Genomic DNA, 16,535 nt, shown 5'->3' on the forward strand with positions numbered 1-16,535 from the left:
GGCCTGGTCTGGTTCGCCGTGCGGGCCTGGTCTGGTTCGTCGCGCGAGCCTGGTTCTGTTCGCCTGCCCAGCCCCGCCGGCTGGTCAGGGCCGCCCGCCGCGTGTGTTCAGGGCCGGCCTCCCCTGCAGGCGCAGCTCGGTCTCGGCCCCTCGGGCGACCCGCTTGCCCCTTGCCTGCCTGGCCGCTTGCCCGCTTGCCGCCTGCCTGGCCGCTTGGCCGCTTGCCTGCTTGGCCGCTTGCCCGCCTGGCCGCCTGGCCGTCCGACGGGTCCCACCTCGTTCCCCCTTTCGGTGCCGGGGCGTTCGTTGCCGCTGCGGCCAGGACCGCCGGACGAGGTCGAGGTCGCCGCCGATGCCGCCGCTCGCGACGATGACGGCCTGCGCGGTCAGCTCGAAGGAGCCGGTTGCCAGGGTCCGCTTGGCCGGGCTTACCCTCTGCGGCTCAGCTCAGGAGCACTGGTAGCCAGAGGGGACGCTGGTGTCGCCGGAGGGGCGGGTGGCTTGGAAGCCGAACGTGGTGCTCTGGCCGGCCGCGAGCGTGCCGTTGTGCGCGGTGTTCCTGGCCGTGACCGTCTGGCCGGAGACGGTCAGGGTCGCGTTCCACGAGCCCGTCACCGCGTGGCCGTCGGGCAGCGTGAACGTCACCGTCCAGCCGTTCTGCGGCGCGGTGCCGGTGTTGGCGACGGTCACCGGCTGAATCACGTAGCCGGTGCTCCACTGCGTCTGCGTGGTGGCCGTCGCCGTGCAGGTGCCGGACGGCTCGCCGCCACCGTCCGTCGCGGGCGGGATGCGGATGATGCGATCGTCCTGCGCCACCGGGGCGCCGCGACCGTCGCGGTTGCTGGTCGCCACCCAGAGGTGGCCGTCCGGGCCCGCCGCGACCGCGCGCAACCGGCCGTACGACGAGCGCAGCTCCGCCACCGGCGTGCCCGGCGTGCCGGCGTTCAGCGGGATCGTCCAGAGCCGCTGCCCGCGCAGCGCCGCCACGTAGAGGGCGCCGTCGGCGTAGGTCAGGCCGCTGGGCGACGCCTCGGCGGTGGACCATGTGACGATCGGGTCGCGGTAGGAGGAGTTGCCGCACCTGCCCTCGCACACCGGCCAGCCGTAGTTGCCGCCCGCGACGATCTGGTTGACCTCGTCCCACGTGTTCTGGCCGAACTCGCTCGCGTACATCCGGCCTTCGTCGTCCCACGCCAGGCCCTGGACGTTGCGGTGGCCGTAGCTCCACACCCGCGAACCGGGGAACGGGTTGCCGTCGGGGACACCGCCCTCGGGCGTCATGCGCAGGATCTTGCCGGCCGGGCTGTTCAGGTTCTGCGCGTTGGAGGTGTTGCCGGCGTCGCCGGTGGCGATGTACAGCATGCCGTCCGGGCCGAACGCGATGCGGCCGCCGTCGTGGATCGTCCCGCTCGGCACCCCGGAGAAAAGCACCTCTTGCGTCTGCGGGGCAGAAAGCTTCAGCCTGACCAGGCGGTTGTCGCCGGCGGTGCTGGTGAAGTACGCGTACACCCAGCCGTCCTGCGCGTACGCCGGCGAGACCGCGATGCCCAGCAGGCCGCTCTCGCCAGAGGCCCGCACCCCGCTGATCGTCGCCACCGGCGTCGGCGTCTGCCCCGGGCGTACCTGCATGATGCGGCCGGTGCTGCGCTCGGACACCAGCGCGCTGCCGTCGGGCAGGAACGCCAGCCCCCACGGCACCTGCAGCCCGGTGACCGACACCTCCGCCCGCGAGAAGTCGAACCCGTTCTGAGCGGCCCCCGGCTCGGCCTCGCGCGCCGTGTCCCGTTCGGCCCTCTTCGCGACCCCCAGCGCGGTGCCCTGCGCCGCCTCCGGCTCAGCAGTCTGTGCGCCGGCCGGTGGCGCGCCGAGGCCGAGGGTCAGGAGGGCGAGGGCGAGGACCGGGATGAGGCGGGCGCGCATGACAGGCTCCTTGACCAGATCTCCGGGTGCGTTTGTCAGCACTGTAGGCGGCGGTGTGGCCGATCACCATCACCGCGACTTCAGGGCTCCGCACAAGCTGCAAAGACAGCCGTTCGCCGATGAAACTTTCACCCCGGCCGTTTCACGCAACGCTCCGGCTGTTTCGCCCGACGCCCTTGGCCGGTCTCGCGTAGTGCCCTAGCTGTCTCCCTCCGCGCTCGGCTCCCTCCGCGTCCGGCGGCCTCGCGCAGCGCCCCAGACGTTTCACGTAGCGCTCCGGCTGTTTCGCCCAGTGCCCCTGGGCCGTCGCGCGTAGTGCCCCGGCTGTCTTCCCCGCATCGGGCGGCCTAGCGCAGCGCTCCGGCCGCCTCGCCTGGTGCCTCACCCAGCGGCCCCATCCCCGCAGCCCCACCGCCTCGCCAGCCGCTTCGGACGCCCCACCGAGCGGACCGGGCGCCTCGCCCGGTGGCCCGGCTGCCTCACCCGGCACCCCGGCACCGGTGGTGGTCGTGAAGGAGTCGGAGGGCGCGGGGGAGGGGCCGTCGCCGTGTGAGGGGCAGCGGGTGTCAGCGGCGGCTTGTGCCGAGCGCCGCGCCGCGTTACGGGCGTCGCCCGCACACCTTCGGTTTCGGCCCTGGCCGCGCACACTCAACGCCGGCACCCGCACCCGCACCTGCGGCCTCGGCCGCAGTCGTGCGAACTTGGCGCCGACGCCCACCACCCTCAGGTTTCGGGTGCCGCCCGCACACCTGCGATCTCCGGTGCCGCCCCGCACGCCTACGAGCGCAGGCCGGCGAACAGGTCGTCCTCGCGGGCGGGCGCGTCGACCTTGCACAGCACGCGCTCGAACGCCTCGTGCGAGAACGCCTGCTGCTGCGCCTCCTCCGGCATGCGCAGGAAGAAGATGTTCTCCCCCTGGCTCTCGTGCGCCTGCAGCGCCTTGAGCTTGCGCTCGGTGTAGGCGGAGACGTCGACGATGGTGGTGACCTTCTCGTCAGGGGTGCCGAAGTCGTCGGAGGGGACTTCGCCGCCGAGGTCGATGCCGTGCGCGCGCATCAGCTCGAACATGCGCTTGATCGCGGCCCGGGGGATGGCGGTGTGATAGAGCTTGTCGGGAATGCCGGTGTGCTCGGCGGCGGCCATCGTGATCTGGTGGGCGCGCACGTGGTCGGGGTGGCCGTAACCGCCGCCGCCCGTCTCGTCGTACGTCACCACGACCTGTGGCCGGTAGCGCTCCATCAGCTCGGCGAGCCGCCCGGCCGACGCCTCCAGCGGCACGTTGGCGAACGCCTCGGGATGAGAATTGGCCGCCCAGCCCTGCATGCCGGAGTCGCGGTAGCCCAGCAGCTCGAGGTGCTCGACGCCGAGGTGGGCGACCGACTCGCGCAGCTCGCCGAGCCGCTGTCTGGCCACCGCGGCGTCGTCGTGGCCGGGGTCGCCGGGCTTGACGCCGCCCTCGCCGTCGCCCTGCTCGCCGTTGGTGCAGGTGACCAGGACCGTGCGGATGCCCTCGTCGGAATAGCGGGCGAGGACGCCGCCGGTGCTGAGGCACTCGTCGTCGGGGTGGGCGTGCACGACCATGAGGGTGAGTTGCCGTTCCATGCCCTGCAAGCTACTCGACGGCACCGACATTCTCGCCGGCCCCGCCGCCGCGCGCGAGGTCATCGGCGCGGACCCGGGCCACGGCCGCCGCCGCGCCGTCGCCGAGCGCGTCGGCCAGCGCCGCCTGTTTGAGCCAGTTGTACGGGCTGCACGGCCGCAGGCTGATCCGCTCGCTCACCAGCACCCTGGCCAGGTGGTGCCGCCCGGCCCGCAGGGCGGCCTCCAGCAGCGTGCGCTGCACGGCGTCGCGCTGCGCGTGGCTGCCGCCGAACTCGGCGATCCGGTGCCTGATCGGATAGAGCAGGTCCACCACCGCGTCGTAGTCGCCCCGCCCGAACGCCACGATCGCCTTGCACACCGGCAGGCCCACCCGCAGTGTCATGCCGTGGTTGGTGACTCCGGGCAGGGGCCGCGCCACGTACGCCTCCCGCTCGGCGACCAGCTTCTCCGCCTCGCCGATCCGCCCGGCGCCCACGTACGACATCACCGCGTGCATGTCGTTGAACGAGTAGAACGGCTCGGCCACCCGCGCCGGCCACCGGTCGGCCAGCGCCCGCCACCGCTCGTGCTGGTCGGAGCCCTCCAAGTGCAGCCGCCACAGCAGCGCGGCGGCGTCCAGCAGCTCCAGGCACGACTGCCCGTCGGCGAGCACCGAGTCGTAGATCGCCAGCACCCGCGCCAGGTCGCCGCTCTCCAGCGCGTACAGGCAGTAATGCCACCAGGTGTGCACGTTGAAGAACGTCCCGGCGGACCAGTCGGGCAGCCGGGCGTCGAGGTAGCGCAGGCCCTTGCCGAAGCGGCCCTGCTCCTCGTACGTGTGCACCACCGCGTGGATCGCCCACACGTCGCGCGGGTTCAGCTCGACCGCCCGCAGCCCGGCCTCCTCCGACCGGTCGTGGTGCCCGGTCTCCTCCAGCCCGAACGCGTACATGCCGAGCAGGTGACCGAAGTGCGGGTCGTCCTCCGGCCAGGCGGTGAGCGCGCCGCCGACGCGGTCGCGCAGCATGCGCGCGTCGCCGGTGAAGAAGTCGATCTGGTGTCCGACCGCGAGCGCCAGCGCGTCGCGCGGGTACGCGGCGGTCAGCTCGGCGAGCAGCGACCCGCAGGTGAGGAAGTCGCCGTCGAGCAGCGCCCGCACCGCCGCGACGTGCGCCCGCTCGCGGGGCAGCAACTCGGCGCCCTCCGTCCTGCGCTGGAACGCCGCGAACCTGGCCCGCGCCGTCCGCGCGTCCTCCACCTCGGTGGTCAGCAGCCCGAGATAGGCCACCAGGACGTTGCCCATCGGGAAGCCGGGCGACTCGGCGACGGCGGCGTTCGCCTCGGCGTCCACTTCGGCCCTGAAGTGCAGCAGCTCGTCGATCGCCTGGTCGTAGTGGCGTACCGCCGCCGTGCTTGCGCCCGTCATGGCCAGGCCGTGCCGATCGTGGCTCACGGCCTCACTGTAACCAGCGGATCCGCCGCGGGCACGGCTCGCTTGGTCGTGCCGCGTGCCGCGTACGGCGGGTGGGCACGAAGTGAGGGATAACGGTGATCACGGGGCTGGAGGGGACATGGAGGATCTTGACGGGCGGGTGGCGCTGCTCACCGGGGCGTCCGGCGGCATCGGGCAGGCGATCGGACGCCGCCTCATCGCCGCCGGGGTGCGCACGGTCTTCGCGTACGGCGGCCGCGCCGCAGAGGCCGGGCAGCTCGTCGCGGAGTCGGTGGCCGCCGGGGTGCCCGCGCTGGCGCTGCCCGGTGACATGGCCGACCCCGACGCGCCCCGCGCCCTGCTCGACACCGCCGCCGGTGAGCTGGGCCCGGTGGACCTGCTCATCGCCAACGCCGGATACGCCGAGCCGCTCGGCTACGCCGAGGTCGGCCTGGAGACGTGGGAGCGCACGATGGCGGTGAACCTGCGCGCGCCGTTCCTGCTCGCCCAGGCGGCGCTGCCGGGGATGGTGGAGCGCGGGTTCGGGCGGGTGCTGTTCATGTCGTCGGTGGCCGGGTTCACGGGCGGGATCGTGGGGCCGCACTACGCGGCGTCCAAGGCGGGGCTGCACGGCCTGGTGCACTTCCTGGCGCCGCGCGTGGCGGCGGATGGGGTGACGGTGAACGCGGTGGCGCCCGCGCTCATCGAGGACACCGCCATGCTCCCGCCGGGTGCGAGGCCCGGTGCGCTGCCGGTGGGGCGGTTCGGGCGGCCCGAGGAGGTGGCCGACCTGTGCATGGCCGTCCTGCGCAACGGCTACCTGACGAACCAGGTGCTCAGCGTGGACGGCGGCGCCCACCCGAGGTGAGCGCCGCGCCGGCGCGCGCATGACGGGCCGGTCGGCTTGTTCGGTCTCCGCGCCCGGCGGCGCGGAGACCGGCCAGGCCGCTGAAAGGCCGATGGCTTGCCGCCCTCGTCGGCGGCCTCCAGCACGTCGTTGGCCCAGCCCGGGTCCACGCCGGAGGCGAAGAACGACCCGCCGCCCTCCGCGACGGCCTTCAGCGACACGGGCCTCGACGCCGGCGTCCTCGAAGGCCGCCGGTTCCCCGGACCTCAGGCGGTGAGACGGCGGGCGGCCGAGAAGAGGAGGGCCTCGTCGCCGGGCCGGGAGACGAGCTGCAGGCCGACCGGCAGTCCGGCGACCGTGCCCGCGGGGACGGTCAGCGCGGGGAAGCGCAGCACGTTCCAGGGGCAGGTCAGCGAGAGCAGCGCGACCCCTACGGGCACGGTCTCGCTTCCGAGAGCCACCTCACGCCGGTCGATCGGCGGGGCGGTGATCGCCGCCGTCGGCAGGGCGAGCACGTCGTGGTGCTCGAACAGCGCGCCCGCGGCGGCGATCAGCCGCTCGCGGTCCTGCACGGCGCGCACGTAGCGCCATCCGGGCACCTGCGCCGCGCCGCGCAGCCGTTCCAGGACCTCCTCGCCGAACAGCTCGGGCGCCCGCTCCATCCGCTCGGCGTGCACGGCGACCGCCTCGCACGACTGGATCGTCCGGTACGTGCGCAGCACCTCCTCGGCGAACCCCTCGGGCAGCCGTATCTCGGGCGGCTCACCCGCCGAGCCGGCCGCCGCGCGGGCGACCGCGACCACCTCGGGGTCGCCCGCGAACAGGTCGCTCGCGTCCAGCCACGCCACCCGGGCGTCCTCCGCCCGCTCGGGCACCTCGTCCCCGGTCAGGCAGCGGTAGGCGGTCAGGCAGCTGTCCGCGTCGCCCGCCAGCACGCCGACGTGGTCGAGCGAGCGCGACAGCGGGAACACGCCGTCGGCGGAGATGGCGTCGTACGCGGGCTTGAACCCGGCGACCCCGCACAGAGCGGACGGGATGCGGACGGACCCGCCCGTGTCGGTGCCGAGCGCCAGTGGCACGATGCCCGCCGCTACGGCGGCGCCGCTGCCCCCGCTGGAGCCGCCCGACATGCGGCCGGTGTCGTGCGGGTTGCGCGAGGCGCCGTTCGCCGAGCGGTCGCCGGTGGGGCCGTAGGCGAACTCGTGGGTGGTCGTCTTGCCCACGATCACCGCCCCGGCCTCCCGCAGCCGGGCCACGCAGGCGGCGTCGCGGCCGGGGACGTAGCCGGTGAAGTGCCGGGAGCCCATGGTGGCGGGCAGTCCGGCCACCTCGATCAGGTCTTTGACCGCGACCGGGATCCCGTGCAGCGGCCCCCGGTCCCGGCCCGCGGCCAGCTCGTCGTCGGCCGCCTTGGCCGCCTCCAGCGCGCCGGTGCCGTCCACGGTGACGAACGCGTTCAGCGCAGGGTCGAGCGCGGCGGCGGCGCCGAGCGCCTGCTCGGTCAGGTCGGTCGAGGTGGTACGGCCGTCGCGGAGGTCCTGGGCGAGCCGGGCGAGAGTGCGGCCTATGAAGGGGCCGGGGGGAATGGGCATGGCATCTTTCTACACATTTCCTGCCATCCAGATCGACCCCCGCCACTACGATCGGCCCGATGCCCGCAGCCCTGTCCCTCCGGTCCGTCAGGCGCGCAGCGCGGCGGGCGGCCGCCGTCGTGGCCGGCCTGTGCGCGCTGCTCGGAGCCGTACGCCTGATCGCGCCCGCCACCGCCGCCGACGGCGAGCCGCCGGGGGTGCGGCGGCAGCTCACGTTCCTGCGCGCCGAGCTGGACGCGGGCGCCGGAGACGAGGCGCAGGCGCTCTTCCCCGAAGGCTACTTCTTCCTGCACGTCCTGTACGGCCTGGCCTGGGTCGAGCTCGGCCACCGCCGGCCGGACGAGCGGGCGGCGGCGCTGCGCGAGGCGAGGTGGGCGCTGGCCCGGCTGGACGGCCCAGGCGGCAGGGCCCCGTTCGACCGGTCGCTCGATCCGCCGTTCGGCGTCTTCTACCGGGGCTGGGGCAACTGGCTGCTCGGCGGCGTGCTGAGCCTGCAACAGGACGGGCGGCGCGACCCGGCCGAGCTGCGCCGCTTCACCGAGGACTCGGCCGCCCTGGCGCGCGCGTTCGACGCGGCGCGCTCGCCGTTCCTGGAGGCGTACCCCGGGCAGGCGTGGCCGGTGGACTCGACGGTCGCGGTCGCCTCGCTGCGGCTGCACGACGCGCTGACCGGCGAGCCGCGCCACGCGGGCACCGTCGCCCGCTGGCTGGAGCGGGTACGCGAGCGGCTCGACCCGCGTACCGGCCTGATCCCGCACGTCGTCGCGGCGGACACCGGCGAGCCAGAAGGAGTGGCGCGCGGCAGCTCGCAGAGCCTCATCCTGCGCTTCCTCGTGGACATCGACCCGGCCTTCGCCGCCGCCCAGTACGCCCGCTTCCGCGAGCTGTACGTCGCCGCCCCGCTGGGCCTCGGACCGGCCGTCCGCGAGTACCCGCACGGCATGGACGGCCCCGCCGACGTGGACTCCGGGCCGCTCCCGCTGGGCGTGAGCCTGTCGGCCACCGCGGTCGCCCTCGGTGCGGCACAGGCCCAGGGCGACGCCGCGCTCGCCGGGGCGCTGGCCAACTACGGGGAGCTGGCCGGGCTGCCGATCGGCACGCCCTGGACCAAGCGGTACGCCTTCGGCCTGCTCCCCATCGGCGACGCCTTCCTCGCCTGGTCCAAGACCGCCCGCCCCTGGGTCTCGCCACCGCCCGCCACCCCACCCGCGACGGTCGGCTGGTGGTGGCGGCTGCCGCTGCTCGCGCTGCTCGCGCTGATCGGTCTCGCGCCCTGGCTGCCCGCGATCACGCGGGCCGTGCGCGGGCGCTCGCGCCCAGCCGGGCGGCCAGCCGGTCCAGCGCCATGTTGATCGCGATGAAGATGGCCGCGATGAGCACGGCCGCCTGGATCACGTTCGAGAAGTTCGCCGCGATGCCGTTCAGCCCCCGGTCCACCAGCTCGTCGTAGCCGACGATCAGTCCCAGCGCCGAGTCCTTCAGCAGCACCACGAACTGGCTGATCAACGCGGGCAGCATGGCCTTGACCGCCTGGGGCAGCAGCACGAGCCGCATCACCTGCCCCTTGCGCATGCCCACCGCGTACGCCGCCTCCCGCTGCCCCTTCGGCAGGCTCAGCACCCCGGCGCGGATGATCTCGGCGATCACCGAGCCGTTGTAGAGGGTGAGGCCGAACAGCACGGCGGCGAAGGCCGAGATGTTCACGCCGATGAGCACGTACGAGCCGAAGAACGCGAAGAAGATCAGCAGCAGCAGCGGCACGGACCTGAAGAACTCCACCACCACCGCCGCCGGGATCCGCACCCACCGGTGGTCCGACAGCCGCGCGGTGGCGAAGACCAGCCCGAACAGCCCGGCCAGCACCACGCCCGCCACGGCCGCCGCGAGCGTCCCCGCCAGGCCGGGCAGGATGAACGTGGCCCAGACGTCGGCGCGCAGCAGCGGTGTCCACTTCTCGGCGGCCCACTGGCCCTTGGCGTCGAAGCGGGCGTACACGAAGGCGGCCACGGCGAGCAGCGCCAGCACGACGAGCACGGTCAGCACCCGGTTGCGGCGCACGCCGCGCGGGCCCGGAGGCTCGTACAGGGTGGTGCAGACGCTCATCGGGCCACCGCCAGCCGCCGCGACAGCCAGCCGAACGCGAGCCCCATCGGCAGGCAGAGCAGCACGAACCCGGCCGCGAAGCCGAGGAAGATCTCGATCACCTGGTCTCCGTACGTCTCGATCATCTCGCGCATCCGCACCGACGCCTCGGCCACGCCCACCACCAGCGCGATCGTGGTGTTCTTGGTGAGCGCGATGAGGATGCTGCCGAGCGGTGCCACCACCGCGCGGAACGCCTGCGGCAGCGTGATCAGTGCCAGCGTCCTGGCGAAGCCCAGGCCCAGCGCGCGGGCCGCCTCCGCCTGCCCCACCGGCACCGTGTTGAGCCCCGAGCGCAGCGCCTCGCACACGAACGCCGAGGTGTAGGCGGTCAGCCCGATGACGGCGAGCCAGAAGTTGTTGGTGGCGATGTCGTCGGACAGCTCAAGGCCCAGGTTCGCGCCCACCCCGAGGCCGGTGAAGAGCAGCACGAGCGTGAGCGGGGTGTTGCGGGCCACGGTCACGTACGCGGTGGCGGTGGCGCGCAGCGCGCCCAGCGGCGCCACCCGCATGGCGGTCAGCAGCGTGCCCAGCACCAGCGAGCCGAGCGCGCTGACCGCCGTCAGCCGCACCGTCATCCAGAAGGCGGCGATGATCGTGCCGCCCTCGGTCAGCAGCGCTTCCATGGCGCCTCAGTACCGCTCGAGCTGCGGGGCCTGGGGCAGCGCGAAGCCGGAGGCGCCCACGCTGTCCTGCAGCGCCTTGGTCCAGCTCCCGTCGGAGAACATCTTCTCCAGCGCGTCGTTGATCGCCTTGCGCCCGGCGGCGTCGTCCTTCTTCAGCCCGATGCCGTACTTCTCGGTGCTGAACGGCTTGCCGACGACCTTGAGCTTGCCGGCGTGCTGTGCGGCGTAGCCGGCCAGGATGACGTTGTCGGTGGTGATCGCGTCGAGCTGGCCGCCGAGCACCCGGTCCACGCACGCCGAGTACGTGCGCTCCTCCTGCAGCTGCACCTCCTTGGCGTACTCCGCCTTGACCTTCTGCGCCGGGGTCGAGCCGGCGACCGAGCAGAGCTTCTTGCCGTTGAGCGCCTCGGGCCCGGTCAGCTCGGTGTCGTCGGCCCTGACCAGCAGGTCCTGCCCGGCCACGAAGTACGGCCCGGCGAAGGAGACCTTCTGCTTGCGCGCGTCGGTGATGGAGTACGTGGCCACCACCATGTCCACCTGGCCCTGCTCGATGAACGCCTCCCGGTTGGCCGACACGGTCTCCTTGAACGTGATGTCCTTCTCCTCGACGCCGAGCTGCTTGGCCACATACTTGGCGACCTCGATGTCGAAGCCGGTGAACTTCCCGTCGGGGGTGCGCAGCCCGAGCCCCGGCTGGTCGGCCTTCACGCCGATGACCAGCTTCTTGTCGTTCTTGGCCTTGTCCACGATGGACGCGGTGGAGGCGTGGCTGTCGGCGCCGCACCCGGACGCGGCGGCTGCCACGGTCAGCGTCGAGGCGATCACGGCGAGTAGCGATATGCGGGACATGACGACTCCTCAGGAGGTCTCTGCGGTCGGTCAGTGGGTGAGGATCTTGGCGAGGAAGTTCTGGGCGCGGTCGCTGCTCGGCGCGCCGAAGAAGGCGGCGGGGGTGTCCTGCTCGACGATCTGGCCGTCCGCCATGAACACGACCCGGTCGGCGGCGCGGCGGGCGAAGCCCATCTCGTGGGTGACGACGACCATGGTCATGCCCTCGCGGGCCAGCGCCGTCATGACCTCCAGCACCTCGTTGACCATCTCCGGGTCGAGGGCCGAGGTGGGCTCGTCGAACAGGATCGCCTTCGGGTCCATGGCCAGCGCCCTGGCGATGGCGACCCGCTGCTGCTGCCCGCCGGACAGCTGCGCCGGGTACTTGTCCGCCTGGCCGCCGATGCCGACCCGGTCGAGCAGTTCGCGGGCCCTGCGCACGGCCTCGTCCTTCGGCCGCTTCAGCACGTGCACCTGCCCGAGGACGACGTTCTCCAGGACGGTCTTGTGCGCGAAGAGGTTGAACGACTGGAACACCATGCCGACCTCGGCCCGCAGCCGGGCCAGCGCCTTGCCCTCGGCCGGCAGCGGCACGCCGTCCAGGGTGATCGTGCCGGAGTCGATGGTCTCCAGCCGGTTGATCGCCCGGCACAGGGTGGACTTGCCCGCCCCGGACGGCCCGATGATCACCACGACCTCGCCCTGCCGCACGGTCAGGCTGACGTCCCTGAGCACGTGATGGTCACCGAAGCGCTTGTTCACCCGGTCCAGCACGATCAGGTCCGCGTGGCTCATGCGTCACGCTCCTTGTCTCGGTCGGCGTTGGCGTAACCGTAAGAAGCGGGACCCGCCGCGAAGCGACTTATGATCGTTTAGATCCTTCTGATCGTTTAATTCAGGGGTTGGCCGGTCGCGACGAGGCGGACGTGGTGCCGGTGACCCCGATCGTGGCGACGAACGCGCGGTCCCACTGCCCGTCGCGCAACCAGCGCGCGATCAGCCCGTTGAGGTAGTCGCGGAACACCGCGTCCCCCTTGCGGATGCCGATCCCGTACGGCTCGCGCCCGAACGGCTTGCCGACCAGCCGCAGCGTGTCGGGATGCTGGGCCAGCAGACCGAGCAGGATCGTGTCGTCGGTGCTCACCACGTCCACCCGCCCCGAGATCAGCGCGGGCACGCAGATGCTGTAGGCGTCCACGATCTCCAGGTGCGCCGTGGGCACGGTCGAGCGCAGCCGATCGACCGACGTGGAGCCCTTGGCCGTGCAGACGGTCTTGCCCTTCAGGTCCTCGACGCCGTTGATCGTCGTGTCGCCCACCCTGACCAGCAGGTCCTGCCCGGCGTAGTAGTACGGGTCGGTGAACGACACCACCTTGGCCCGCTCCGGCGTGATCGAGTACGTCGCCACCACCAGGTCCACCAGCCCCTGGGTGATGAAGTTCTCCCGTTCGCGCGAGACCGTCTCCACGAAGCGGATGTTGCGCTCGCTGCCCGTCAGGTCCTTGGCGATGAGCCTGGCGATCTCCGCGTCGAAGCCGGTGATGCGCCCGCTCACCGGGTCCTTGTAGCCGAACATCGGCTGGTCGAACTTGATGCCGACGGTGAGCACGCCGCGCTCCCTGATGCGCGCCATCGTCGAGTCCTCGGGGAAGGGGTCCGGCTCGCCGCAGCCCGCCGGCGCCAGGCAGATGAGCACCGCCGCGAGTAAGGCCCGCAACCCTTTCACCGGTCCTCCCTCATCGGACGCGGTACCGGTGCTGCGGCCGCCCTGTCGGTCCGTACCTCGGGCGGCCCTCGACCAGCCCGCGATCGGCCAGGTGCTCCAGGTAGCGGCGGGCGGTGGCGCGGCTGACCCCGATCATGCCGGCCAGCTCGTGCGCCGAGGCGTCCTCCTCGACCTCCGCCAGGGCGTCGAGCACGGCCTGCTCGGTGGCGGGGGAGATGCTCTTGGGCCGGGAGGCGGAGTCGAGGTGCATCGAGCGGAAGATCCGGTCGATCTCCTGCTGCTCGGCGAAGCTGTCGCCGGACTCGAGCTGCTCCAGGGTGGCGGCGTACCGCAGCAGGGTCTGCTCCAAGGTGCCCGCCCGCGTGGGTTTGACCAGGTAGTAGAGCGCGCCGCGCTGGATCGCGGCGCGCACGGTGGCCGACTCCTTGCGGCCGGAGATGACGATCACGTCGGCAGGGGGCTGCTCGGGCCTGCGCAGGCGATGAGCCACCTCTAAGCCGGGCATATCCGGAAGGTGAAGATCGAGCAGGACGAGACGCGGCGCGAAGCGGGCGGCGGCGGCCAGAGCGGCGTGACCTGTATGGGCGATCCCCACGACCCTGAACCCCAGTACCCGGTTGACCTGGGCGTGCAGTGCGGCGGTCACCACGGGGTCGTCGTCCACGATGAGTACGGTGATGTCCCTGAGCTCAGGCATCGCCACGCTCCTCGTCTAACTGGTCGATCAATGCAGCTTAGGCGGGTTTTGCCGAAAAAGATCGACTTTTGCTCGTTCTGTTCATCGGGAACCGGCGCGAACGCCGGAACCCTCCTACTCTGTACCCCAACGAGAGGGGGGAGGGACGGACGCCCGTGCGATGGTTGCTCGCGGTGACGGCCCTGTGGACGTTGCTCGGCCTGCTGCCGCTGGCGCTGCTCACTTCGTCCAGCATCTCGCTGTCGGAGGGCGCGGTCAGAGACGAGGTGAGCGACCGCGTCAAGACCACGGCCTCGGTCAGCCGGGTCGTGGTCGAACAGCAGATGGACTCGCTCAAGCAGCTCGTCACCGCCTTCGCCCAGCGGCCCGAGGTACGCCAGGCCGTCAAGAGGACCGAGCCCGGCACATTGGCCGGCTGGCTGGCCGAGCTGAAGCGCATGCGCGACGGCGTCAGCGGCGTCGTCATGATCTCGCCGGAGGGGCAGACGATCGGCGTCGAGCCGCCCGTCGTGCTGCCCCAGGACACCGCCAGCACCGACTGGTACCGCGCCGTGCGCGACCAGCGGGCCGCCTACGTCTCGCAGGCGTACACGCCGACCATGCGCGACGTCTCCAGAGCCGTCGCCGTGGCCGCGCCCATCCCCTCCGCCGACGGCGTGGGCATGGTCGGCATGCTCGCCGTCGTCTACAGCCTCGACGCGATCCAGCAGTTCGCCGAGAAGGCCGCCGACGCGCAGGACATCCGGCTGCTCATCACCGACAAGGCCGGCGTGCTCGTCGCCGACGACCCCAGCAAGAAGATCAACGCCCTGACCTCCCTGCGCGAGGACCCGCGCGTGGACAACGCGCTCAACGGGCAGGCGTGGAGCGGCGAGTACAAGGGCATCGACGGCGTCGTGCTGTCGGCGTCCGAGCCCATCCCGAGCATCGGCTGGACGGTCACCGCCGAGGTGCTCGCCGCCGAGGCGCTGGCCTCCGCCGAACGGGTGCGCACGAACGTGCTCACCGTCGCCGCCCTGCTCGCCCTGCTCATCCTCATCGGCCTCGGCCTGCAGATCCACAGCACCCGCGGCCGCCGCCGCGCCCAGGCCACGCTCGCCAGGTACGCCGCCGAGCTGGCCGCCGCCCGCGACGAGGCGCTCGACGCGTCCAACGCGAAGTCCGAGTTCGTCGCCAAGATCAGCCACGAGATCCGCACCCCCATCAACGGCGTGCTCGGCATGAACTCGCTGCTCATGAACACCCGCCTGGACGACGAGCAGCGCTACTACGCCACCACCGCCCAGGAGGCCGCACAGAACGTGCTGCGCCTGCTCGACGACTTCCTCGACCTGTCGCGCATCGAGGCGGGCCACCTCCAGGTGGAGGCCGTGCCGTTCGACCTGCCGCGCCTGTGCGACGAGGTCGTGGCGCCGTTCGCGCCGCACGCCTACGAGCAGGGCCTGTGGCTCACGCTCCGGCTCGACGAGAACGTCCCCAGACAGGTCGTGGGCGACCCCGCCCGGCTGCGCCAGGTGCTGACGAACCTCGTCGGCAACGCCCTCAAGTTCACCGTCCAAGGCGGCGTCGACCTGCACGTCACGCTCGACGAAGGCGAGCCTGGACAGGACCGCGTGGTGCTCAGGTTCGCCGTGGCCGACACCGGCATCGGCGTCGGCCCGCAGGACCGCGAGAAGGTGTTCGGCGTCTTCCGCCAGGTGGACACCCCGATCACCCGCAGGACCGGCGGCAGCGGCCTCGGCCTGGCCATCAGCCGGCAGCTCGTCGAGCTGATGGGCGGGCGCATCGGGCTGGACAGCGTGGAGGGCGTCGGCAGCCGGTTCTGGGCGACGCTGCCGATGGACGTGCTCGACTGGTCGGAGCCCGGCGCCGCCGCCCTGGAGGGACGGCGCGCCCTCGTCGCCGACCAGCGGCCCGAGGACCGCGCGCTGGCCGCCCGCTTCCTCGCCCAGGCGGGCGCCGACGTGGAGGAGACCAGGGACGTCGAGTCCGCCCTGCGCATGCTGCGGGCCGCCGCGGGCAGCGGGGAGCCGTACGAGCTGGCCGTCGTCGCACTCGACCTCAGCGCCGGACCGTACAACGGCGAGTCCTCCGACGTGCCGCGCTCGCTGGCCCACGCCATCCTCGTCGATCCGCTGCTCCAGGCCACCAGCGTCATCGTGGTCGTCACCCCCGGCCGCTCGGGCGTCGCCTGGCCGGCGCCCGCGGGCGAGCGGGCCGTCCAGTCGATCACCCGGCCGCTCAGCCGCCGCCGCCTGCTCGCCGCCGTGGAGAACGCCCTCGGCACCGCCGAGAACCCCGGCGGCGCCTCCGGCGGGTCCGGCGCTTCCGGCGGCGGGCCGACCGGCGGCGCGCGCATCCTCGTCGCCGAGGACGACGAGGTCAGCCGCCAGGTCGCCATGCTCGTCCTCAGCCAGGCCGGGCACGAGGTCGAGACCGTGGACGACGGCGAGCAGGCGGTGCGCGCCGTGCTCGCCGGCGACTACGACCTGGTCTTCATGGACTGCCAGCTGCCCGTGCTCGACGGGCTCGCCGCCACCGAGGAGATCAGGAGCCGCGAGGAGTCCCACACCCCGATCATCGCCATGACCGCCGCCGCCATGCCGGACGACCGCATCCGCTGCCTGGAGGCCGGCATGGACGACCACCTCGCCAAGCCCGTCGACTGGGCGCGCGTGCTGGCCAGGATCCCCGAGTGGACCGCCTCCGCCGGGCTGCCGCCCGAGCTGGCCGGGCTCTCCGCCGAGGCGCTCGCCGACGTGGCACGGGCCTACCTGGCGACCGCGCCGCGCACGTTCGAGGAGCTGCGCCAGGCCGTACGCGACGGTGACCGGCCGCAGGCGGCGGCGCTCGCGCACCGCCTCAAGGGCGCCTGCGCCACGGTCGGCGCCACCAGGGAGGCCGAGCTGTGCCGGCGCGCCGAGGAGATCTCCAGGGCCGGCGGCGTGGTCGGGGAGGCGCTGTTAGAGGAGCTGGAGGCGCTGCTGAACGAGGTCCCGGACTGGATGGGCGCGGTCCGCTCACCCTGACCCGTCTCCGCTCGGGAAGACCGGAGGGCCGGGCTCGGCACCGCTTGGAAAGGCCGGGTCCGCCGCCGTTTACGGTTTTCCGCCATCGAGGTCGGCGGATCGCCCCCATGGTCCG

The 16,535-nt window shown here is 72.8% G+C and carries 13 protein-coding genes; 3 read left to right on the forward strand and 10 right to left on the reverse strand.

Annotation, left to right across the window (positions count from 1 at the left end; genetic code table 11):
- Nucleotides 1–447 precede the first annotated feature (447 nt).
- The 3 genes from ACFMQL_RS30075 to ACFMQL_RS30085 form a co-directional block, all read right to left on the reverse strand.
- Complete coding sequence (locus tag ACFMQL_RS30075; RefSeq protein ID WP_378788133.1) at nucleotides 448–1,920, reverse strand: PQQ-dependent sugar dehydrogenase; 1,473 nt, start codon at nucleotides 1,918–1,920, stop codon at nucleotides 448–450.
- Between the two features lie 777 nt (nucleotides 1,921–2,697).
- On the reverse strand, nucleotides 2,698–3,522 hold the full coding sequence (locus ACFMQL_RS30080; protein ID WP_364053614.1) for a PIG-L family deacetylase: 825 nt from the start codon (nucleotides 3,520–3,522) through the stop codon (nucleotides 2,698–2,700).
- Between the two features lie 10 nt (nucleotides 3,523–3,532).
- A complete protein-coding gene (locus ACFMQL_RS30085) occupies nucleotides 3,533–4,954 on the reverse strand; it encodes a tetratricopeptide repeat protein (protein ID WP_364053610.1) in 1,422 nt (473 codons plus the stop codon).
- A 118-nt stretch (nucleotides 4,955–5,072) separates the two neighbouring features.
- Between ACFMQL_RS30085 and ACFMQL_RS30090 the strand changes: the two genes are divergently transcribed.
- A complete protein-coding gene (locus tag ACFMQL_RS30090; protein WP_378788135.1) occupies nucleotides 5,073–5,801 on the forward strand; it encodes an SDR family NAD(P)-dependent oxidoreductase in 729 nt (242 codons plus the stop codon).
- A gap of 245 nt (nucleotides 5,802–6,046) precedes the next feature.
- Here the strand turns inward: ACFMQL_RS30090 and ACFMQL_RS30095 are convergent, their stop codons facing one another.
- A complete protein-coding gene (locus tag ACFMQL_RS30095) occupies nucleotides 6,047–7,372 on the reverse strand; it encodes an amidase (protein WP_378788137.1) in 1,326 nt (441 codons plus the stop codon).
- 59 nt (nucleotides 7,373–7,431) lie between these two features.
- Here ACFMQL_RS30095 and ACFMQL_RS30100 point away from each other — a divergent pair, with 59 nt between their 5' ends.
- Entirely contained in the window at nucleotides 7,432–8,724 is a 1,293-nt protein-coding gene (locus ACFMQL_RS30100; protein ID WP_378788138.1) for a hypothetical protein, read from the forward strand.
- Here ACFMQL_RS30100 and ACFMQL_RS30105 read toward each other — a convergent pair.
- The 6 genes from ACFMQL_RS30105 to ACFMQL_RS30130 all read right to left on the reverse strand — a co-directional run bounded on the left by ACFMQL_RS30105 (nucleotide 8,660) and on the right by ACFMQL_RS30130 (nucleotide 13,391).
- Nucleotides 8,660–9,475, reverse strand: a complete 816-nt coding sequence (locus tag ACFMQL_RS30105) for an amino acid ABC transporter permease (RefSeq protein ID WP_364053598.1) — start codon at nucleotides 9,473–9,475, stop codon at nucleotides 8,660–8,662. The two genes, ACFMQL_RS30100 and ACFMQL_RS30105, sit on opposite strands and share 65 nt — an antisense overlap.
- Entirely contained in the window at nucleotides 9,472–10,140 is a 669-nt protein-coding gene (locus ACFMQL_RS30110) for an amino acid ABC transporter permease (protein WP_364053595.1), read from the reverse strand. Before ACFMQL_RS30110 ends, ACFMQL_RS30105 begins: the two co-directional genes overlap by 4 nt.
- Before the next feature lie 6 nt (nucleotides 10,141–10,146).
- Nucleotides 10,147–10,989 carry a glutamate ABC transporter substrate-binding protein gene (locus tag ACFMQL_RS30115; RefSeq protein WP_378788141.1) on the reverse strand — a complete coding sequence of 281 codons (843 nt, stop codon included), beginning with the start codon at nucleotides 10,987–10,989 and terminating at the stop codon, nucleotides 10,147–10,149.
- A 30-nt stretch (nucleotides 10,990–11,019) separates the two neighbouring features.
- Nucleotides 11,020–11,763, reverse strand: a complete 744-nt coding sequence (locus ACFMQL_RS30120; RefSeq protein ID WP_364053589.1) for an amino acid ABC transporter ATP-binding protein — start codon at nucleotides 11,761–11,763, stop codon at nucleotides 11,020–11,022.
- A gap of 100 nt (nucleotides 11,764–11,863) precedes the next feature.
- Complete coding sequence (locus tag ACFMQL_RS30125; protein WP_364053586.1) at nucleotides 11,864–12,694, reverse strand: glutamate ABC transporter substrate-binding protein; 831 nt, start codon at nucleotides 12,692–12,694, stop codon at nucleotides 11,864–11,866.
- A gap of 10 nt (nucleotides 12,695–12,704) precedes the next feature.
- The gene (locus ACFMQL_RS30130; RefSeq protein ID WP_364053583.1) at nucleotides 12,705–13,391 is read right to left on the reverse strand and encodes a response regulator; all 687 of its coding nucleotides are present in this window, start codon (nucleotides 13,389–13,391) and stop codon (nucleotides 12,705–12,707) included.
- A 155-nt stretch (nucleotides 13,392–13,546) separates the two neighbouring features.
- Between ACFMQL_RS30130 and ACFMQL_RS30135 the strand changes: the two genes are divergently transcribed.
- Nucleotides 13,547–16,420, forward strand: a complete 2,874-nt coding sequence (locus ACFMQL_RS30135; RefSeq protein WP_364053580.1) for a response regulator — start codon at nucleotides 13,547–13,549, stop codon at nucleotides 16,418–16,420.
- Nucleotides 16,421–16,535 lie beyond the last annotated feature (115 nt).

This window comes from Nonomuraea fastidiosa (genome assembly GCF_042751225.1).
Taxonomy (GTDB): domain Bacteria; phylum Actinomycetota; class Actinomycetes; order Streptosporangiales; family Streptosporangiaceae; genus Nonomuraea; species Nonomuraea fastidiosa.